Consider the following 19,613-nt stretch of genomic DNA (forward strand, 5'->3'; position numbering starts at 1 on the left):
GCGGTTCGCTTCCTAGAGGGGGCTTGCATTGTCTCGCGGCTGCGGGCTGGGTGTGGCTGGTCGCGCCGTTCCCCGCGCCCCTGTGCGGGGGCTTCGCCCCGCACAAAACGGCACAAGCCTTGTTCAAGCGGTACTGGAGCCTGCGGTCGGGTACCCGGGTCGCGTAGGGTCACGGTCGTCCGCCCCCGATGTCTCCGACGGCCTGTGGTGTATCCGTGATCCGATTCGACAGCGTCTCCAAGGTCTACCCCAAGCAGAACCACCCCGCCCTCAGGGATGTCACCCTGGAGGTCGAGAAGGGTGAGTTCGTCTTCCTCGTCGGGTCCTCCGGCTCCGGAAAGTCCACCTTCCTGCGGCTGATCCTCCGCGAGGAGCGTGCCAGCCACGGTCAGGTGCACGTTCTGGGCAAGGACCTCGCGCGCCTCTCCAACTGGAAGGTGCCGCAGATGCGGCGCCAGCTGGGGACGGTGTTCCAGGACTTCCGGCTGCTGCCGAACAAGACGGTCGCCGAGAACGTCGCCTTCGCGCAGGAGGTCATCGGCAAGTCCAAGGGTGAGATCCGTAAATCCGTACCCCAAGTGCTTGATCTTGTCGGGCTGGGGGGTAAAGAGGAGCGGATGCCCGGTGAGCTGTCCGGTGGTGAGCAGCAGCGCGTCGCCATCGCTCGGGCCTTCGTGAACCGGCCCAAGCTGCTGATCGCCGACGAGCCGACCGGCAACCTCGACCCGCAGACCTCCGTCGGCATCATGAAGCTGCTCGACCGGATCAACCGGACGGGCACGACCGTGGTGATGGCGACGCACGACCAGAACATCGTGGACCAGATGCGCAAGCGCGTCATCGAGCTGGAGAAGGGCCGCCTCGTCCGTGACCAGGCGCGCGGCGTCTACGGCTACCAGCACTGACAGTCCCCCGAAAGGCTTGAGCACGCCATGCGCGCCCAGTTCGTACTGTCGGAGATCGGTGTCGGTCTCCGTCGCAATCTGACGATGACCTTCGCCGTCGTCGTCTCCGTCGCCCTGTCGCTCGCCCTGTTCGGCGGGTCGCTCCTGATGAGCGACCAGGTCAGCACGATGAAGGGCTACTGGTACGACAAGGTCAACGTCTCGGTGTTCCTCTGCAACAAGAGCGACGCCGAGTCCGACCCGAACTGTGCCAAGGGCGCGGTGACGAGCGACCAGAAGAAGCAGATCCTCGCCGATCTCAAGAAGATGAACTCGGTCGTGCAGAACGTCACGTACGAGTCCGCGGACGAGGCCTACAAGCACTACAAGGAGCAGTTCGGCGACTCCCCGCTGGCCAGTTCGCTCACCCCGGACCAGATGCAGGAGTCGTACCGGATCAAGCTCAAGGACCCGGAGAAGTACCAGGTGATCGCGACCGCCTTCGACGGGCGCGACGGGGTGCAGTCCGTGCAGGACCAGAAAGGCATCCTTGACAACCTGTTCGGGCTGCTGAACGGCATGAACTGGGCTGCCCGGGCCGTGATGGCGCTGATGCTCGTCGTCGCGCTGATGCTGATCGTCAACACCGTGCGTGTGTCCGCGTTCAGCCGTCGGCGTGAGACCGGGATCATGCGGCTCGTCGGTGCCTCCGGGTTCTACATCCAGGCGCCGTTCATCATGGAGGCCGCCGTCGCCGGGCTGATCGGCGGGGGTGTGGCCTGCGCCTTCCTGCTCGTCGCGCGGTACTTCATCATCGATCACGGGCTGGCGCTGTCCGAGAAGCTGAACCTGATCAACTTCATCGGCTGGGACGCCGTGCTCACCAAGCTCCCGCTGATCCTCGCGACGAGTCTGCTGATGCCCGCGCTGGCTGCGTTCTTCGCGTTGCGCAAGTACCTGAAGGTGTGACGCATGCCAAGGGGGCCGTTCGGTCAACCGACCGTACGGCCCTTCGCGTTGTCCTAGACTCACCGGCATGTCAGGCCGTGACCTGTTCGCACAGCCCCGCCGCGCAGGCCGCGGGGCGGCTCTGACGTTGCTGTTCGCGAGCGTCCTGGTCGCCGGTGCGGCCACCGGCTCGTTCCCCGAGCCCGCCGCGCGGAAGTCGGCCCTCCCGGACACGGCCCCCGCCGCCGCCCCCGCGGGTCACCACGAGGACGTGGCCGCCGCCGCTGCCGAGGCCATGGCCGACGGCAAGTCCCCCATGGAGGCCGCCGAGCGCGCCGTCAGCCGCAGCGGGGACCGCTGGGGGGCGGTGTACTCCCCGGGGGAGTACGAGGAGTTGGAGGAGGCCCTCGACGGCCAGTACACGGGTGTCGGGCTGTGGGCGCGGCGCGCGCGGGACGGCCGTATCGAGGTCACCAAGGTGCGGTCCGGGTCGCCGGCCGCCGTCGCCGGGATCCGCAGCGGGGACCGGCTGCTGAGCGTGGACGGCCAGGCGGTCGCCGGACGTCCGGTCACCGAGGTCGTCTCCTTACTGCGCGGTGACGCACAGGACGCCGCCGCCGGTACGACCGTCCGGCTCGGCCTGGAGCGCGGCACGCGCGCGTGGAGCGAGACTCTGCGTCGGGCCCAGCTGTCCACGGACTCCGCGACCGTTCGGAAGGTCGCCGACAACAACGTCACCGTCATCAGGGTCGCCGCCTTCACCAAGGGCGTGGGGGACGTGGTCCGCACCGCCGTACGGCAGGCTCCCACCCACGCCGGGATCATCCTCGACCTGCGCGGCAACTCCGGCGGACTGGTCGACGAGGCCGTCACCGCCGCCTCCGCCTTCCTCGACGGCGGCCTGGTCGCCACGTACGACGTCAACGGCGAGCAGCGCGCCCTGCACGCCGATCCGGGCGGCGATACCACCAGACCCCTGGTCGCGCTCGTCGACGGCGGCACGATGAGCGCGGCCGAACTGCTCACGGGAGCCCTCCAGGACCGTGGCCGGGCGGTCGTCGTGGGCTCCAGGACCTTCGGCAAGGGCTCGGTGCAGATGCCGAGCCGGCTGCCCGACGGCTCCGTCGCCGAACTGACCGTCGGCCACTACCGCACCCCGTCGGGGCGCGGCGTCGACGGCGTGGGCCTCACGCCCGACCTCGACGCCGACCAGGGAGCACTGGAGCAGGCGGAGACCGTTCTGAGTGGGTTGGGCGACCCCTCGTAAGGTCCCTTGTAATCCCCTTTCCCGGTAGCGGGTCCCTAGTGCGAAAATGGTCAGCACTATGGCTAAGGAAAAAGGGCGGAAGCTGATCGCCCAGAACAAGAAGGCGCGGCACGACTACGCCATCATCGACACCTACGAGGCCGGTCTGGTCCTCACCGGTACCGAGGTGAAGTCGCTGCGTCAGGGGCGGGCCTCGCTCGTCGACGGCTTCGTGCAGCTCGACGGGCACGAGGCGTGGCTGCACAACGTGCATGTGCCGGAGTACAGCCAGGGCACCTGGACCAACCACAGCGCCCGGCGCAAGCGGAAGCTGCTGCTGCACCGCGCGGAGATCGAGAAGCTGGAGTCCAAGTCGCAGGAGTCGGGTCACGCGATCGTGCCCCTCGCCCTGTACTTCAAGGACGGCCGGGCGAAGATCGAGATCGCGCTGGCGCGAGGCAAGAAGGAGTACGACAAGCGCCAGACGCTGCGGGAGAAGCAGGACCGGCGCGAGACGGACCGGGCGGTCTCGGCGGTGCGGCGCAAGCAGCAGCACGCGTAGCGCCGGTGGCGCCGGGAATTAGGTGGCATCGGCGCGCGTTGGTCACGTACGATGGCAAGCGCACCTCACCGAGGGTGCACGTTCCTCTTCGGAGGGATTGAAAAAACCACATGGGGATGATCGGTTTCGACAGCGGCTGTCGAAGCAGGGGAAGCGTGCCGAGGAAGCGGCCATGATCTCGTAAACCACAGGCCGAAAAAAATAATCGCCAATTCCAACAGCGATTCTCCCAAGCAGCAGTTCTCCCTCGCCGCCTGATCTCAGGTAGCGACGAGCCTGCTCCTTACTAAAGGGAGTGTCAGCCCGGGGGTGTTCCCGACCCGGATCCTGGCATCAGCTAGGGGACTAAACCTTGATCCCGGTCACGGGGTGAAGAGGGAAATCTAACAGTGACTGGGCCCGTCGGCGACTTGTTCGCGTGATTGCCGGGGCCGAGAAAAGCACAGCGAACTGCGCACGGAGAAGCCCTGATTCCGCACCGTTGGACGCGGGTTCGATTCCCGCCATCTCCACAATTCCCATGTAGGCAGAGGCCCCGTCGCTTTCGAGCGGCGGGGCCTTTGTCCGTACGAGGGTCAGGGTGCCGCCCGTGCCACCGTGCTCGCCCGTTCCGTCAGGCGGGGTGGCAGCAGGGTCGCCTCCGGGGTGTGGCCCGTGCCGTTCAGTTTCCTCATCAGGAGGTCCACCGCCCGGGCCCCCACCTCCGCCGACGGTATGGCGACCGAGGTGACCGGGACGGGCAGGTTCTCGGCCAGGTCGTCCGGGCAGATCGCGGTGACGGAGAGGTCGCCGGGGACCCGTAGGCCGAGTTGTTCGAAGGCGTCCATCAGGGGTTCCAGGATCGCCTCGTTGTGGACCACCACCCCCGTCAACGCCGGGTGCTCGCGCAGGAGCTGTTCCGCGACCATCCTCGCCGCGGCCGGCGACGCCTCGCAGGGGTGCACCGAGGACGACAGCCCGCTCCGGTCCGCCGCGGCCGTGAACCCCTGGACCACGCGCTGGGCGAACGCGGTCCGGCGTACGTACACGGCGGGCGGTGAGCCGATCAGGGCGATCACCCGGTGTCCCAGGGCCGCCAGCCGCTCCACGCACAGCTCGCCCGCCGCCTTGAAGTCCAGGTCGATGCAGGTCAGGCCGGCCGGGTCGGAGGGGAGGCCGATCAGGACCGACGGGAGGTCCAGTGTGCGCAGCAACGGCAGCCGGGGGTCGTCGAGTTGGACGTCCATCACGATCAGCGCGTCGACCAGTGCCGTGTCCGCCACCCGGTGCAGGCCGTCCTCGCCCTCCTCCTGGGTGAGGAGCAGGACGTCGTGGTCGTGGCGGCGCGCGGCCGTCACCACCGACACCGCGAACCGCATGACCACCGGGACATCGATGCCCGCCCGCAACGGCACGACCAGCGCCAGTACGTCGGATCTGCTGCTCGCCAGGGCACGGGCGCCCGCGTGGGGGCGGTAGCCGAGTTCCTTGATCGAGCGGTTGACGCGCTGCCGGGTCTCCTCGGAGATCGGGCGCTTGCCGCTGAGGGCGTACGAGACCGTGCTCGGGGAGACCCCGGCATGCCGTGCCACATCGGTGATCTTCACCATCACTCGCCTCCCGACGCCATGGATCCCAGCTCCACTGTCAAGAACCCGGTGCCCGCCTTCGCCCGCAACTCGCGTCCACCCGCCGCCAGTCCCCACGGCGCCGCCGGATCGCTGCACGACGCCCGCAGGGTGTCGCCCTCGCGGACCACCGTGAACGTCAAGTTGCCCACCGGGACTGTCACTTGGGCGCCGCGTTCCAGGCCGTACGCGTGCAGGGTGACCCCGTCGGCGTACGGGTAGTCGGGGCGGTCGTCCACCGCGCCGACCGGGATCACCGAACCGGGGCGTACGAGCAGCGGCACGCTGTCGAAGGCGTGGCGCTCGCGTATCCAGCGGGGGCCGGTGACCGTGCGTCCCGTCAGGAAGTGGGTCCACTCGCCCTCGGGGACGTAGTACGAGACATCGCCCTCGTCGCTGAACACCGGCGCCACCAGCAGGTCCGGGCCGAGCATGAACTGCCGTTCCAGGTAGGCGCATCCGGGGTCGTCCGGGAACTCCAGGACCATCGCGCGCATCATCGGGACGCCCTCCGCGCTCGCGGTGCGGGCGGCCTCGTAGAGGTAGGGCATGAGGCGGAGCTTCAGCCGGGTGAACAGCCGCAGGACGTCCACGGCCTCCTCGTCGAAGAGCCATGGCACCCGGTAGGAGGAGCTGCCGTGCAGTCGGCTGTGGGAGGAGAGGAGGCCGAAGGCCACCCAGCGTTTGAAGAGCGCCGGGCTCGGGGTGCCCTCGAAGCCGCCGATGTCGTGGCTCCAGTAGCCGAATCCGGAGAGCCCGAGGGAGAGTCCGCCTCTCAGTGACTCCGCCATCGACTCGTACGTCGCCTCGCAGTCGCCGCCCCAGTGGACCGGGAACTGCTGGCTGCCGGCCGTCGCCGAACGCGCGAACACGACCGCCTCCCCTTCGCCGCGGTGCTTGCGCAGCACGTCGAAGACGGTCCTGTTGTAGAGGTACGTGTAGTAGTTGTGCATCCGCTCCGGGTCCGAGCCGTCGGCGAACTCCACGTCCAGCGGCACCCGTTCACCGAAGTCGGTCTTGAAGCAGTCGACGCCCTGCGCGAGCACGGCCTCCAGCTTCGACGCGTACCAGTCGCGGGCCGCCGGACTCGTGAAGTCGACCAGGGCCATGCCCGGTTGCCACAGATCCCACTGCCAGACACTCCCGTCCGGTCTGCGGAGCAGATGGCCAAGTGCCTTGCCCTCGGCGAAGAGTGGGGAGCGCTGGGCGATGTACGGGTTGATCCAGACGCTGATGTGCAGGCCCCGTTCCTTCAGCCTGGCCAGCATGCCCTCGGGGTCGGGGAACACCCGTGGGTCCCACTGGAAGTCGCACCAGTTGAACTCGCGCATCCAGAAACAGTCGAAGTGGAAGACGGAGAGCGGGAGTTCACGCTCCCGCATGCCCTCGATGAACGACGTCACCGTCTCCTCGTCGTAGGAGGTGGTGAAGGAGGTGGAGAGCCACAGGCCGAACGACCACGGCGGTGGCAGTGCCGGGCGGCCGGTCAGGGCCGTGTACTTGCGGAGGATGTCCTTCGGGGTCGGGCCGTGGATGACGTAGTACGTCAACTGCTGTGTCTCGGCGCTGAACTGGACCCTCGACACCGCCTCCGAGCCGACCTCGAAGGAGACCCGGCCGGGGTGGTCGACGAAGACTCCGTAGCCCGCGTCGGTGAGGTAGAACGGCACGTTCTTGTAGGCCTGTTCGGTCGCCGTGCCGCCGTCCGCGTTCCACATGTCGACGACCTGGCCGTTCTTGACCAGCGGCCCGAAGCGTTCGCCGAGGCCGTAGACGCTGGTCCCGATCCCCAACCCCAGCTGCTCGCGCAGGTAATGGGCCCCGGTCGTCGCGTCCCGCATGATGCCCATGCCCTTGGGCCCGCTGCTGGTGAGGACACGGCCGTGAGCGAGGAAGTCGACGTGCCAGGGGGTGGTGCGGCTGACCCGGATCGAAAGGGTGCCGGAGGTCAGGGTCGCGTGCTCGTCGTCGTACTCGGTGTGCGCCGTCAACTCCTCTCTCCGCACCTCGAATTGGGGGCTCTGCGGCTGCTCGCCCTGGAAGTGGGTGAAGGTGACGCCGATGACGTCGGGCATCGGGGCGTGTGCGCTGATCGTCACGACGGGTCCCTTCAGCAGGTCGCCGCGGTGGCGGATGGGCTGGGTCGGCGCGTGGATGTCGAGCGTGCCGTCGGTGTCCGTCACGTCGAGGACCTCGACCGGGTGGGCGGCGGTGACGCCCTCGCGCAGCAGCCAGTAGCCGTCGGTGAACTTCACAGCCCGTACCCCTTCGTGCCCCGTGTGGTGTCGAAGCGCTTCGACGGGCGAAGGTATGTGCCGCGTGCAGCCGAGTCAATGGGATATACGGGAATCGGTCCGGCGGGCCGTGGCCAGTGACAGCAGCAGCGCGCTCGCAGCCGCCGTGACCGGAACGCCGTACCCCGCCGTGGCCGACACATGTTCCGCCGTCCAGCCGCCGGCCGCCGAACCGCAGGCGATGCCGCCGAGGAGGCCGGTCACCGCGAGGGTCATGCCCTCGTTCAGGCGGCCCTCGGGGGTGCGGCTCTGGATCAGGGTCATGTTCGTGATCATCGTGGGCGCGGTGGCCATCCCGGCCACGAGCAGCGCGCCCGCGAGGACGAGGAGCGAGCCGGTCAGGGCGGCGGCGAGCAGGGGAAGCGTCATCAGGACCGTCATCGCGGCCAGACACCAGGGGTGGCGTCGCTCGGCGGGCCCGGCCGGCCGCAGCGCCCCGTACAGCAGACCGGCCGCGCACGATCCGGCCGCCTGGAGGGCGAGTACGGCACCGGCGGCCGCCTTGTGCCCCCGCTCGTCCGCGAAGGCGATCGTGACGACCTCCATCGACCCGAACACCGCACCCGTGGCCAGGCATACGGCGAGCAGCGGGCGCATCCCGGGGGCGCGCAGCGGAGACGTACCGAGCTGGTGAAGCCCTTCGACACGGGGCCGGACCGGCGGCTCGGTCGACCGCTGGGCCGCGAAGAGCAGCACCCCCGTCATCATCAGCACCGCTCCGACCAGCGTGCCCGCCTCCGGGAACAGCGCCCCGCAGAGGAAGGCCGCCAGGACCGGGCCGAGCATGAAGCAGAGTTCGTCGGCGGACTGTTCGAAGGAGTTGGCGGTGTGCAGCGCTTCCTTGTCGCTCTTCTCGTCGCCGTCCAGGAGGTGGGCCCAGCGGGCGCGTGACATGCCGCCCGTGTTGGGGGTCGTGGCGGTGGCGGCGTACGCGGCGAAGAGGGTCCAGTCGGGGGCGCCGTGGTGCACGCAGAGCAGCAGGGCGAGGGAGCCGAGGGCGGCAAGTGCCGTGGCGGGTACGGCGATTCGGGCCTGGCCGTACCGGTCGACGAGCCGTGCGGTCCAGGGGGCGACCACGGCGGTCGCGGCGAGCCCGGTCGCGGTGACGGCACCGGCGAGGGCGTACGAGCCGCGCGCACCGGCGATCATGATGACCGCGCTCACGCTGAACATGCCCATGGGGAGGCGAGCGATCAGGTTCCCGGCGGTGAAGGCGCGGGTGCCGGGGATGGTGAACAGGCGGCGGTACGGGCCGGGCGGGCGGGGGGTCCCATTGGGCGTACGGCTACGGGGGCCGAAGTCGACGATGACCAGGGTGTCCTGGGTGACGGTGGGGAGTGGTCGGGGGTGAGGGCGGGGGTGTGAACGAGCGCGGTCGTGAGGGGATGGCTGCGGCATGTGTCCACCGTCGGCCCGAGTCGATCACCGGGTCCAACACCTGTTCTCCGCCCATTCACGCACTCCTGTTGTAAGTTCGCCGGATGCCCGCGTCTGCCCCGAACCATCTCGACCCCCGCCTCCTGCGCGCCTTCGTCGCCGTCGCCGAGGAGCTGCACTTCACCAGGGCCGCCGCCCGTCTCTATGTGGCCCAGCAGGCGCTGAGCCGTGACATCCGGCGCCTGGAACGGGAGTTGGGCGCCGATCTCTTCGTACGGTCGACCCGGCGGGTGGCGCTGTCGGCCGACGGGGAGCGGCTGTTGCCGTACGCCCGGCGGGTGTTGGCCGCCCACGACGAGCTGCTGGCCGCGTTCGGGGAGGCCCGGCCGCTGCTGGTGGATCTGAACTCGCCGGGGCTGGCGACCGGGCGCCGGGTGCTGCACCGGGCGCGTGAACTCGCCCCGGAGTGCGAGCTGATGGCCCGGTTCGAGAGCGGACTCACCTTCGCAGCGGGGGAGTTGATCGCGGGCCGGCTCGACGCGTCGTTCGGACGGTTCGCGGGCCTGGACCCGGCGCTGCGGGCCCAGTTGGACCAACAGCCCGTGCGCTACGAGCCGATGGCGGTCGTCCTGCCCGAGGACCACCGGCTGGCGGAGCTGTCCGAGGTGCCGTTGGCCGCGCTGGCGGGGGAGACCGTGTACGCGGGTGCGGGAAACCCTCGTACACCGGAGTGGACCGATCTCGCACGTCAACTCTTCGAGGGGCGCGGCATCGGCATCGCGCCACCCGCTCCGCTCGCTGTGGGCGACGAGGAGTTCGAGCGGATCATGGCCAAGATGCGGAATCCGATTCTGGTCGTGGTGGATTTTCCGGCCATGGCTCGAACAGTGTTGCGACCCCTGGTCGACCCTGTCCCGTTCTCGCCCGTGTCGCTGGTGTGGCGGAGGGGGTTGTTGCATCCGGGAATCGACGCCCTTCGGCAGGCCGCGGCTCAGCTCGCGAGCGAGGAGGGGTGGCTGCGGAGGCCTGTTGACGGTTGGGTTCCGGCCACCGATGTCAACATCATTTCGACCCGGAAGTAACACATGGCAAACACGGCACCTCCATGTGCGCTACATTCGAGACCCGGGTGCAGTGTGATAAATGGGGGCGCTCGGACCGGATGGGGGTCTGGTTCGAACATGGATGTACGAATAACCCGGAATCGTACGCGCACCCCGAAAGTTCCCGTGGGGGGGATGTGCGTGCGTGTGAAGAAGTGGCGTGAAGACGCCCAACCGGAGTGGGCCGACAGTGAGGCCGCGTCCGGAACCCAACAGCTTCCCGGAGTCGCTCCGGGCAGCACCGGTCCTGTGCCCCGGCAAAGACACGCCGCGGCACCGGCGCGCCCCGGGCGAACCGGAGGCAGAGGCGCGTATGCCCAGCCGCGTAAGGGCGAAACGGAACCGGCTGAACCGGGCGGGCCGACCAGCCCGGCCGATTCGATCGCGTCGCTCTCCAGCCGTCCCTGGGAGAACACCGCGGAGGCGGGTCACACCCATGACCCGCACGAGGTGACCGTCCAGCTCGACGGCGTCGGCCGGCAGCTCGAGGAACTCCTCGTACGGCAGGCCAAGGAGGGCGCGGACGCCGGCGCTGGTGACGGCCCCGTCTTCGTCGACGAGACCGGCCGCCGCAGCCGCCGCTACCGCCGGATAGGCATCGTCGTGGGCATCGCCTGCGCCGTGTACGCCGTCGTCATCGTCGGCACCCTGCTCTCCGGCAACTCGGACGCGCCCTGGCTGCCGGTACCGGGCCAGCAGGACGAGCAGCCGGCCGGGCAGGTCGAGACCTCGCCGCTGCCCGCGGAGTCGGTGCGGCCGTCGGACTCGGCCGGGGTCACACCGACCCCGGAGGCGTCGGTCAGCGCGGGGGTCACGCCGTCGCAGGGGAGCACCGCCGCCACGCCGGACGTCTCGTCCAGCGCCGCGAACCCCGGCCCGTCCGTCGAGCCCAAGCCCTCGGCCAGCGCCACCGTGCCCGGCCCGGTAACCACGTCGAGCGACCCGGACCCCGAGCCGTCCGCGACGGTGTCCAACTCGCCGGAGCCGAGCCCGTCGGAGACCGTCGGTTCCTCGCCCGACCCGTCGGAGTCCCCGGCCACGGACGGCGGCGCGGACGACGGCGCGGTCGCCGGCGGTACGACCGACCCGACCCCGATCGCCGAGAGCCCGGCCGAACCGAGTGCCACCGGCTCCGCCGGCGACCCGGTCTCCGCGTCGGAGTCGGCCACCACGACGGCCTGACCACCCTCCGACCCGCCGACCGCCGACTCCGTTCTGATCTCCTCGTCCCCGGAGAACAACCTCTGATGGCATCCCGCACCCGCCGCCGCGGCGCCCGGAACGGCGCCGACGGCGCCGCCCGGCGCCGACGGCTGCCCATGCGCCTGCTGCTGCCCTCGCTCATCCTGGTCGCCCTGATGGCGATGCTGATGCTGCGCGGGTACGTGCACAGCGAAATCCTCGCCGACCACCGCATCCAGACCGAGGCCTCCGCCGACCTGGTGCCGGAGAAGATCCTCAAGGGCGGCCCGGTCATCGACACCAGAAGCGGCCAGGCCACCACCCTGCAGATGCCCGACCACCGCCTCGTCCTCACGTTCGACGACGGCCCGGACCCCGAGTGGACCCCGAAGGTCCTGGACGTCCTGAAGAAGTACGACGCGCACGCCGTCTTCTTCGTCACGGGCACCATGGCCTCGCGCTACCCGGAACTCGTACGGCGGATGGTGGACGAGGGGCACGAGGTGGGGCTCCACACCTTCAACCACCCCGACCTCTCCCTCCAGTCGAAGAAGCGGATCGACTGGGAGCTGTCCCAGAACCAGCTGGCGCTCGCCGGTGCGGCGGGCATCCGTACATCGCTGTTCCGGCCGCCGTACTCCTCCTTCGCCGGCGCGATGGACAACAAGTCGTGGCCGGTCACGGAGTACATCGGCAAGCGCGGCTACATCACCGTCGTCAACAACACGGACAGCGAGGACTGGCGCAAGCCGGGCGTCCGCGAGATCATCCGCCGGGCCACCCCCAAGGGCGGCAAGGGCGCGATCGTCCTCATGCACGACTCCGGCGGCGACCGGCACCAGACCGTCGAGGCCCTGGACCGCTTCCTGCCCGACATGAAGAAGAAGGGGTACGAGCTCCAGAACCTCACCGAGGCACTGGACGCGCCCAGCGCGCACACCCCGGTCGCGGGCGTCGAGCTGGCGAAGGGCAAGGCGTGGACCTTCCTGGTCCGGGCCTCCGACGGGATCACCTCCGTTCTGGTCGTCGGTCTCGCGATCATCGGCGTCCTGGTGTTCGCCCGGTTCGGCCTGATGCTGCTGCTCTCCGTGCTGCACGCCCGCCGCACCCGCCGCCCCGACTTCAGCTGGGGCCCGCCGATCACCGAACCGGTGTCGGTGCTGGTCCCGGCGTACAACGAGGCCAAGTGCATCGAGGCGACCGTGCGGTCACTGATGCGGAGCGAGCATCCCATCGAGGTGATCGTCATCGACGACGGGTCGAGCGACGGCACGGCCCGCATCGTCGAGAACATGGGCCTGCCGAACGTACGCGTGGTCCGCCAGCTCAACGCGGGCAAGCCCGCCGCCCTCAACAGGGGTGTGGCGAACGCCCGTCACAACCTGATCGTGATGATGGACGGCGACACGGTCTTCGAGCCGGGCACCGTCCGTGAACTCGTCCAGCCGTTCGGCGACCCGCGCGTGGGCGCCGTCGCCGGCAACGCCAAGGTCGGCAACAAGGACTCCCTGATCGGCGCCTGGCAGCACATCGAGTACGTGATGGGCTTCAACCTGGACCGCCGTATGTACGACGTCCTGGGCTGTATGCCGACGATCCCCGGCGCGGTGGGCGCGTTCCGCCGCTCGGCCCTGAAGCGGGTCGGCGGGATGAGCGACGACACGCTCGCCGAGGACACCGACATCACGATGGCCCTGCACCGCGACGGCTGGCGGGTCGTGTACGCGGAGAACGCCCGCGCCTGGACCGAGGCCCCGGAATCCGTCCAGCAGCTCTGGTCCCAGCGCTACCGCTGGTCGTACGGCACCATGCAGGCGATCTGGAAGCACCGCCGCTCCGTCGTCGAACGGGGTCCCTCGGGCCGCTTCGGCCGCGTCGGCCTGCCTTTCGTCTCCCTCTTCATGGTGGTGGCCCCGCTACTGGCCCCCCTGATCGACGTGTTCCTGCTCTACGGGCTGGTGTTCGGCCCGACCGAGAAGACCGTCTTCGCCTGGCTGGGCGTCCTGGCCATCCAACTGATCTGCGCGGCCTACGCGTTCCGCCTCGACCGAGAGAAGATGACCCACCTGATCTCGCTGCCCCTGCAACAGATCCTCTACCGCCAGCTCATGTACGTCGTCCTGCTCCAGTCCTGGATCACCGCCCTCACCGGCGGCCGGCTGCGCTGGCAGAAGCTGCGGCGCACCGGGGTCGTCGGCTCGGCCCCCGACGCCGTACCGGCCGCGCGGACGAACGCCGGCGCCGACAGGAGGCCCGTGGGATGACCCAGCCACCCCCGGCGACGGACGCGACGTCCTCGCCGACGTACGACATACCGCTCCAACCGACGACGGACGAACCGCCCGCCGCACCCCGGGCGAAGAAGCCCGGCCGTGACCGCTACCTGGACCTGCTCCGGAGCATCGCCCTGGTCCGAGTGATCGTCTACCACCTGTTCGGCTGGGCGTGGCTGACGATCCTGTTCCCCTCCATGGGCGTGATGTTCGCGCTGGCGGGCTCGCTGATGGCCCGCTCCCTGAACCGCCCGGCGGTCGGGGTCATCAAGGGCCGGGTCAGGCGCCTGCTGCCCCCGCTGTGGGCGTTCAGCGTCGTGGCGCTGGCGCTGATGTTCATCGGGGGCTGGAACCCGACCAAGGATCCCGACCACGGCGGCACCTGGGGTCTGGTCGAACTCCTCAACTACATCGTCCCGATCGGCGCCCCGCCCTTCCCCTGGAGCATCGGCTCCAAGTCGGGCGTGCTGGAGGACACCTGGGCGGTCCAGGCGGCGGGCCCGCTCTGGTACCTGCGGGCCTATCTGTGGTTCGTGATCGCCTCGCCGCTCCTGCTGTGGGCGTTCCGCCGTCTCCCGTGGGCGACCCTGTTCGCCCCGCTGGCCCTGACGGTGGTGGTCGGTACGGGCCTGGTGAAGATCCCCGGGGAAACGGGCAACGCGGTGACGGACTTCGCGGTGTTCGGCGGCTGCTGGGTGCTGGGCTTCGCCCACCACGAGGGCCTGCTGAAGCAGATCCCGCGCTATCTGTCCGTGTCCTGCGCGGCCATGATCATGGCATTCGGCATCTGGTGGGCCTCGGGCCACAAGGGCCCCGACGGCTGGGACCTCAACGACATCCCGCTGGCCCAGGCGACCTGGTCCTTCGGGTTCGTGGTGATCCTGCTCCAGTACTCCCCGTCGTGGCAGGAACTGCCGGGCCGCCTGGCGAAGTGGGACAAGCTGGTCACGCTCTCCAACAACAGGGCCGTCACGATCTACCTGTGGCACAACCTCCTGATCATGGCCACGGTCCCCCTGATCGACCGCCTGTACGAACTCCCCTTCATGACCGAGGGGATGATGTCCGCGCTGGACACGACGTACATCCTGTGGATGTTCGTCCTGGTCTGGCCCCTGATCGGCCTGACGATCCTGTCCCTGGGCTGGATCGAGGACGTCGCCGCCAAGCGGAGCCCACGGCTGTGGCCGAACGGGGCGAAGCGCGGGGGAGGGCGACGGAAGGGCTGAGGGAGGGACAGCCCCCTTGTCCTGTTGAGCGGGAGAACGAAGTTGAGCAAGGCACGACGTCGACAGAGCCGTCCCCCGGGCGCGCGCCGGTCTTCGGGCTGGTCACGCCCGAGGACTGGTACCGCATCCCGCTCCAGCCCGGGAACGCCTCGAAGCGTCCGTGAACGCGCTGATCAAGCGGCAGTTCGCCGGTGTCGACGACCAGCCGATCCTGCGCCGCAGGACCGAGGAACAGCTGCTCGACACGGCCGGGGCGGGCGTCGAGCAGGGCGGCGTCGTGCTGTACCTGTCGTTCCTGGAGGTCGGCGGCATCCCGCTGTCCGCCTCCCTTCTCGTCTCCCACCTCCACCAGAGGTTCGACGGCCTGGACGCCGTCGCCGCGCTCGCCGGTTCGGGCGAGGTCGGGCTGACGAGGCTGCCCGCCGGACGGGCGGCCCGGCTGGTCCGGCGCGAGCGGTCGAAGCAGTCGCGGAAGCTGGGCTCAGAGTTCGAGGACACCGTCGTCGAGTACTTCGTCCCGGTCCCGGACCGCGACGAGGTGCTGATGCTGACGTTCAGCACTCCGCTGGAGCCGATCGCGGACGCCATGGTGGGGCTGTTCGACGGTTCTGGCACAGATCTCAGAAGGGCGTCCGCCGGAGCGGACGCCCTTCTGGCTGTGCGGCGGCACCGAGGCTGACTCAGGATGAGCTGACCGGCACCTCACCCGTTTTGTCCGCGACGCCAATTCCCAGGAGTGCGCTCTTGGTTGTTCCAAGGTAGACGAGACTCGACGAGTCGAAGACCCAGGCGTAGCCCTTTGAGGAGCCCTGGAACGTAAGGCCGACGCCCTCCCGCCCCGCGGCGTCCTTGACATGACTCACGACGCGCACGTCGGGGAGCTTGGCCATGGCACGGTAGATCGCGGCGCTGAGGTCGGGCAGCAGAGTGGCGTCGTCGATGATGGCCCCGAGGTTCTCGACGACCACTTCCGTGAGGCGGCTCGCTTCCACATTCTTCGCGTCGCCGGAGAGCTTCTTCAGCAGCGCGTCGGGATCGGTGGGCAGAGCTTGAAGCTGCCGGAAGGTCAGGTATCCGACGCCGCTCATGCCCATGACCATCTTCTTGGACGGGTCGTTGAGCGCGACGCCCTTCCTCAAACCGTCCCGCTTGCCGTCTACCGAATCCCATTGCTCTCGTCGGACGGACCCCTTGTACTCCTCCACCTCGAAGGTCCCCTTGCGCTTCGCGAGCTCTTCGAAATCGCGGAAGTCAACGCCCAACTCACCTGCCGACCCTTGGGACTTGGTGTAGATGTACTGGTCGCCGCGTACCGTGACCGCCGGGCGGCCGGCCGCCGCCAGGGCGATCCGGTCCAGCAACTGCGCGGCTTTCCGGTGGTCGTCCGCGGTGACACCGGCGCCAGCTGTGTCGCGCCGGCCGTCCTGTGCGCCGTCGACCGCCACTACGCCCAGGCTCACGACGGCGGCCAGTGCCAGCGGGGCCGCGACGAGAACGAGGCGCCGCCCGGGGCGTCGGCGTGCGGGGGGCACAGGTGATGCGCTCGGTGATGGGTTCGTCGCACCCGACTGCTCGTGGGTGGTCTCGTGAGTGATCTGTTCCATCAGGTGTTCCCTCAGTACGCGGTGGCGGTCCTGCGCGAGCACCGGACGGCCCGGCGCGGGCAGCAACTCGGCCAGATCCTGGTAGTCGACCGGCTGATCGCGTCGTCGCGGGTTGGTGTTCATCGCTTCTTCTCCTGCGTGGACCGAGCCGCCTGATGGCGGCTAACCGGTAACTGTCCGACCGTGGCCGGGCGTTGCACTCGGCTCTGCCCGGTGGCGTCTTCCGCGCCGTTACTGCCGCCTGTGCCGCCGTCGAGTTCGAGCTCAGTGAGCTTGCGCAGGCGTTTCCTCGCGCGCGAGAGCCGGGCCCGTACGGTGCCGACGGCCACGCCCAGGGCCTCGGCCGCTGTGGCGGCGTCCAGGCCCTCCCACACGCAGAGCGTGAACACCTCGCGCTCCCCGCGGCGCATCGTGCTCAATGCTTTCTGCGCGGCGGCCAGTTCCTCGGTGTCGGCCAGGCGCTGTGTCACCTCGTCGGCGAAGTCCGGCACTGGATCGGGGGGCGGGACTCTGATGAGCGCGGCCTGGTGTCTTCGCGCCGCCCGCGCGGTGTTGCGTGTGACGTTCGTCGCGATCCCCAGCAGCCACGGGCGCAGGCTGTCGTCACCCGGAAGCACCCGCTCACGCAGCCGCCATGCCTCCAGGAAGGTCAGCGACACGATGTCGTCGGCCATGACCCAGTTGCCGGTCATCCGGACGGCGTGCCGGTGGACCACCGAAGCGTGCTCGTCGAAGAGTTGCCTGAACGCATCCGGATCCCCGGCTCGCACGCGGGCCCGCAGTGAAATCTCCACACTCCTCCCTGTCCTCTGCGAGGACCGCGCTGCGGTGATCCGCGTCACACCATGGCCGGACCATGGACATGCCTGTGGGATGAGGCTGCGAAGGCGCCACATCTTGGGGAGCGGTCGCGGAAGGTCACTGAAGCAGGATCATCTTGCGGAGCAGGTCGAATCCGGCACGACCGTACAGCTGTCTCTTGATCTTCTTGATGCGGTTCACAGCACCTTCGGTGCCCCCGGAGCTCCAGTGCACGGTCAGCCCGGCGATCACGGCTTCGAGGTCGGCGATCAGTCCGCGGGCGAAGCCGGTGATCCCGGGCAGTTGCGCGTCGCGGGCGGAGCTGATCCAGTCCGGCAGGTCAGCACCCGTGCGCTGGGCGAGTATCTGCGCGAAGTCGCGGACGAGTTCGTGAGTTCGCTCCAGCTCTGGGCAGGCGTCGAGCACCGCCTTGAGCTGCTTACCTTCGTCCTCGGTGAGCGTGTCGGGGTGACGGGTGATCCAGCCGACGACGGTGCGGACACATAGACGTCGAAGGCGAGCAGCACGAGGATATTTCGGGCGGCCTCGCCGGGCCCCAGCCGGGGAAGGTTCTCGGTCCCCCGCACCACGCGGAACAGCGTGACCGGCAGAAACAGCCCCGTGACTGCGCCCAGACCGATCCCTCCGGCCACCAGGGCGCCCCGCCCGTCCTCGTGAACCAGGGACGACAGTGTGGTGTCCCCCAGCCTCAGCATCAGGTACACGCACCCGAACGCCCCGCCCAGCGACGTCGCGAAGACAAAGAGGAACGCCACCGCGAAGAGCACGTTCCCGGCGAAGGTGTGCTTCGCAGGCTCCGCCTTAGGCCTGTCGAACAGCGGGGCACGGGGACCCCAAGAGGGGCCCGCCGTGCTCTGGCCGTGACCTCCGTCTGCGTAACCTCTCATCCCACCTCCTCGCGGGGTGAGAGCAAAGTTCCCTTCCGGTCACCCACAGCCACAGTGCGGAAACGCGCTCTGCCTACCTTCGGGACTCATCACCGCTCAGTACCCCGAAAAGAACCACCCGAGCCCCGGACCACCGTGGAGGCGTCATGACAGCCCCTAGTTCAGCCCCCGCACCCGGCAGGGGAGGCCGCTGGATCGAGCACTGGGATCCCGAGGACGAGGCCTTCTGGAACGCGACCGGCGAAAAGGTCGCCCGCCGCAACCTGTTCTTCTCCGTCCTGTCCGAGCACATCGGCTTCTCCATCTGGACGCTGTGGTCCGTGATGGTGCTGTTCATGGGACCGGAGTACGGGCTCACCCCGGCCGACAAGTTCTTCATCGTGTCGATGGCGACCGCCGTCGGAGCCGTCGTCCGCGTCCCCTACACCTTCGCCGTCGCCCTCTTCGGTGGCCGGAACTGGACCATCGTCTCCGCGTCGCTCCTGCTCATCCCCACCATCGCGGCGTTCATCGTGATGGAGCCGGGCACGTCCTTCGGCACGTTCCTGGTCTGCGCAATGCTCGCCGGCATCGGCGGCGGCAACTTCGCCTCCAGCATGACCAACATCAACGCCTTCTTCCCGCTCAGGAAGAAGGGCTGGGCCCTCGGGCTCAACGCGGGCGGCGGCAACATCGGCGTCCCGGTCGTGCAGCTCATCGGCCTCGCGGTCATCGGCGCGAGCGGCGGACCGCGCGTACTCCTCGGCATCTACATCCCGCTCATCGTCATCGCCGCGGTCCTCGCCGCGCTCTACATGGACAACATCACGTCCGTGAAGAACGACACCGGCGCCGCCAAGGACGCCGCGAAGGACGCGCACACCTGGATCATGTCGTTCCTCTACATCGGGACGTTCGGGTCGTTCATCGGGTACAGCTTCGCGTTCGGCCTCGTCCTTCAGACGCAGTTCGGGCGTACGCCGCTCGAGTCCGCGTACGTCACCTTCATCGGTCCGCTGCTGGGCTCGCTGATCCGCCCCGTGGGCGGCTGGCTGGCCGACCGCTACGGCGGCGCGAAGATCACGCTGTGGAACTTCGTCGCCATGGCCGCAGCGACCGGCGTCATCGTGATGGCCTCGATGGAGAAGTCGCTGCCCCTCTTCACCACCGCCTTCATCTTCCTGTTCGTCCTCACCGGCCTCGGCAACGGCTCGACGTTCAAGATGATCCCCGGCATCTTCCACGCCAAGGCCCTGGCCAAGGGGCTGGACGGTGAAGAGGCCGCGGCGTACGGCCGTCGCCTGTCCGGTGCCTCCATGGGGCTCATCGGCGCGGTGGGCGCGCTCGGCGGCCTCGGCATCAACCTCGCCTTCCGCCAGTCCTTCCTGAGCGTCGGCTCCGGCACCGGTGCCTTCGTCGCCTTCCTCGCCTTCTACGGTGTGTGCTTCGTGGTCACCTGGGCCGTATACCTTCGGCGTCCGGCAGGCGCACGGGCCACAGAAACCACAGCCTCCGAGGCGAAGACGCAGCTCAGCTACGCCGAGGTGTGACATTCACCCAAAGCGGCTTAAGTAACACCAGCGACATATATCCGAACCGAGCCTGTCACGCGCCGT

Annotated in this window: 15 protein-coding genes, 1 other RNA gene and 1 pseudogene; 11 read left to right on the forward strand and 6 right to left on the reverse strand. The window is 69.0% G+C overall.

The window, feature by feature from the left end; all coding sequences use genetic code 11:
* Positions 1-215 precede the first annotated feature (215 nt).
* From ftsE to ssrA, 5 genes are all read left to right on the forward strand, one after another.
* Complete coding sequence (gene ftsE, locus LUX31_RS28990; RefSeq protein ID WP_044472073.1) at positions 216-905, forward strand: cell division ATP-binding protein FtsE; 690 nt, start codon at positions 216-218, stop codon at positions 903-905.
* Positions 906-932: 27 nt separating this feature from the next.
* Positions 933-1,853, forward strand: a complete 921-nt coding sequence (gene ftsX / locus LUX31_RS28995; RefSeq protein WP_235478255.1) for a permease-like cell division protein FtsX — start codon at positions 933-935, stop codon at positions 1,851-1,853.
* Between the two features lie 67 nt (positions 1,854-1,920).
* The gene (locus LUX31_RS29000; protein WP_235478256.1) at positions 1,921-3,099 is read left to right on the forward strand and encodes a S41 family peptidase; all 1,179 of its coding nucleotides are present in this window, start codon (positions 1,921-1,923) and stop codon (positions 3,097-3,099) included.
* A 58-nt stretch (positions 3,100-3,157) separates the two neighbouring features.
* A complete protein-coding gene (gene smpB, locus LUX31_RS29005; RefSeq protein ID WP_235478257.1) occupies positions 3,158-3,640 on the forward strand; it encodes an SsrA-binding protein SmpB in 483 nt (160 codons plus the stop codon).
* A gap of 112 nt (positions 3,641-3,752) precedes the next feature.
* Positions 3,753-4,155, forward strand: a transfer-messenger RNA (tmRNA) gene (gene ssrA / locus LUX31_RS29010).
* A 60-nt stretch (positions 4,156-4,215) separates the two neighbouring features.
* On the opposite strand, the gene LUX31_RS29015 is transcribed toward ssrA, so the two are convergent.
* The 3 genes from LUX31_RS29015 to LUX31_RS29025 all read right to left on the reverse strand — a co-directional run bounded on the left by LUX31_RS29015 (position 4,216) and on the right by LUX31_RS29025 (position 8,939).
* On the reverse strand, positions 4,216-5,229 hold the full coding sequence (locus LUX31_RS29015; RefSeq protein WP_235478258.1) for a LacI family DNA-binding transcriptional regulator: 1,014 nt from the start codon (positions 5,227-5,229) through the stop codon (positions 4,216-4,218).
* The gene (gene yicI, locus LUX31_RS29020) at positions 5,229-7,502 is read right to left on the reverse strand and encodes an alpha-xylosidase (RefSeq protein ID WP_235478259.1); all 2,274 of its coding nucleotides are present in this window, start codon (positions 7,500-7,502) and stop codon (positions 5,229-5,231) included. Before yicI ends, LUX31_RS29015 begins: the two co-directional genes overlap by 1 nt.
* Positions 7,503-7,577: 75 nt before the next feature.
* Positions 7,578-8,939: an MFS transporter gene (locus LUX31_RS29025; RefSeq protein ID WP_235478260.1), complete on the reverse strand. Its 1,362-nt coding sequence runs from the start codon at positions 8,937-8,939 to the stop codon at positions 7,578-7,580.
* An 83-nt stretch (positions 8,940-9,022) separates the two neighbouring features.
* Between LUX31_RS29025 and LUX31_RS29030 the strand changes: the two genes are divergently transcribed.
* The 5 genes from LUX31_RS29030 to LUX31_RS29050 all read left to right on the forward strand — a co-directional run bounded on the left by LUX31_RS29030 (position 9,023) and on the right by LUX31_RS29050 (position 15,384).
* The gene (locus LUX31_RS29030; RefSeq protein WP_235478261.1) at positions 9,023-10,000 is read left to right on the forward strand and encodes a LysR family transcriptional regulator; all 978 of its coding nucleotides are present in this window, start codon (positions 9,023-9,025) and stop codon (positions 9,998-10,000) included.
* 471 nt (positions 10,001-10,471) lie between these two features.
* Positions 10,472-11,203 (forward strand): hypothetical protein, encoded by a 732-nt coding sequence (locus LUX31_RS29035; protein WP_235478262.1) that lies wholly within the window; start codon positions 10,472-10,474, stop codon positions 11,201-11,203.
* 65 nt (positions 11,204-11,268) lie between these two features.
* Positions 11,269-13,467 carry a glycosyltransferase gene (locus LUX31_RS29040; RefSeq protein WP_235478263.1) on the forward strand — a complete coding sequence of 733 codons (2,199 nt, stop codon included), beginning with the start codon at positions 11,269-11,271 and terminating at the stop codon, positions 13,465-13,467.
* Positions 13,464-14,705 carry an acyltransferase family protein gene (locus LUX31_RS29045; RefSeq protein WP_235478264.1) on the forward strand — a complete coding sequence of 414 codons (1,242 nt, stop codon included), beginning with the start codon at positions 13,464-13,466 and terminating at the stop codon, positions 14,703-14,705. The genes LUX31_RS29040 and LUX31_RS29045 overlap by 4 nt, the downstream gene beginning before the upstream one ends.
* A gap of 160 nt (positions 14,706-14,865) precedes the next feature.
* A complete protein-coding gene (locus LUX31_RS29050; RefSeq protein ID WP_235478265.1) occupies positions 14,866-15,384 on the forward strand; it encodes a hypothetical protein in 519 nt (172 codons plus the stop codon).
* 1 nt (position 15,385) lies between these two features.
* On the opposite strand, the gene LUX31_RS29055 is transcribed toward LUX31_RS29050, so the two are convergent.
* The 3 genes and pseudogenes from LUX31_RS29055 to LUX31_RS29065 form a co-directional block, all read right to left on the reverse strand.
* Positions 15,386-16,432, reverse strand: a complete 1,047-nt coding sequence (locus LUX31_RS29055) for a CU044_5270 family protein (RefSeq protein ID WP_235478266.1) — start codon at positions 16,430-16,432, stop codon at positions 15,386-15,388.
* Complete coding sequence (locus LUX31_RS29060) at positions 16,429-17,103, reverse strand: RNA polymerase sigma factor (protein ID WP_235478267.1); 675 nt, start codon at positions 17,101-17,103, stop codon at positions 16,429-16,431. The genes LUX31_RS29055 and LUX31_RS29060 overlap by 4 nt, the downstream gene beginning before the upstream one ends.
* Before the next feature lie 124 nt (positions 17,104-17,227).
* Positions 17,228-17,611, reverse strand: a pseudogene (locus LUX31_RS29065) (ISL3 family transposase); the annotation flags it as partial.
* 553 nt (positions 17,612-18,164) lie between these two features.
* Between LUX31_RS29065 and LUX31_RS29070 the strand changes: the two are divergent.
* The gene (locus LUX31_RS29070) at positions 18,165-19,547 is read left to right on the forward strand and encodes a nitrate/nitrite transporter (RefSeq protein ID WP_235478268.1); all 1,383 of its coding nucleotides are present in this window, start codon (positions 18,165-18,167) and stop codon (positions 19,545-19,547) included.
* Positions 19,548-19,613 lie beyond the last annotated feature (66 nt).

Origin of the sequence: Streptomyces sp. GQFP, assembly GCF_021545335.1 — a bacterium.
GTDB lineage: Bacteria > Actinomycetota > Actinomycetes > Streptomycetales > Streptomycetaceae > Streptomyces.

Coding starts and splice junctions, on each gene's coding strand:
- LUX31_RS29015 (WP_235478258.1), bottom strand. CDS start 5,229: ATGGTGAAGATCACCGATGTGGCACGGCATGCCGGGGTCTCCCCGAGC.
- LUX31_RS29070 (WP_235478268.1), top strand. CDS start 18,165: ATGACAGCCCCTAGTTCAGCCCCCGCACCCGGCAGGGGAGGCCGCTGG.
- LUX31_RS29055 (WP_235478266.1), bottom strand. CDS start 16,432: ATGAACACCAACCCGCGACGACGCGATCAGCCGGTCGACTACCAGGAT.
- LUX31_RS29030 (WP_235478261.1), top strand. CDS start 9,023: ATGCCCGCGTCTGCCCCGAACCATCTCGACCCCCGCCTCCTGCGCGCC.
- smpB (WP_235478257.1), top strand. CDS start 3,158: ATGGCTAAGGAAAAAGGGCGGAAGCTGATCGCCCAGAACAAGAAGGCG.
- ftsX (WP_235478255.1), top strand. CDS start 933: ATGCGCGCCCAGTTCGTACTGTCGGAGATCGGTGTCGGTCTCCGTCGC.
- LUX31_RS29040 (WP_235478263.1), top strand. CDS start 11,269: ATGGCATCCCGCACCCGCCGCCGCGGCGCCCGGAACGGCGCCGACGGC.
- LUX31_RS29045 (WP_235478264.1), top strand. CDS start 13,464: ATGACCCAGCCACCCCCGGCGACGGACGCGACGTCCTCGCCGACGTAC.
- LUX31_RS29000 (WP_235478256.1), top strand. CDS start 1,921: ATGTCAGGCCGTGACCTGTTCGCACAGCCCCGCCGCGCAGGCCGCGGG.
- LUX31_RS29025 (WP_235478260.1), bottom strand. CDS start 8,939: ATGCCGCAGCCATCCCCTCACGACCGCGCTCGTTCACACCCCCGCCCT.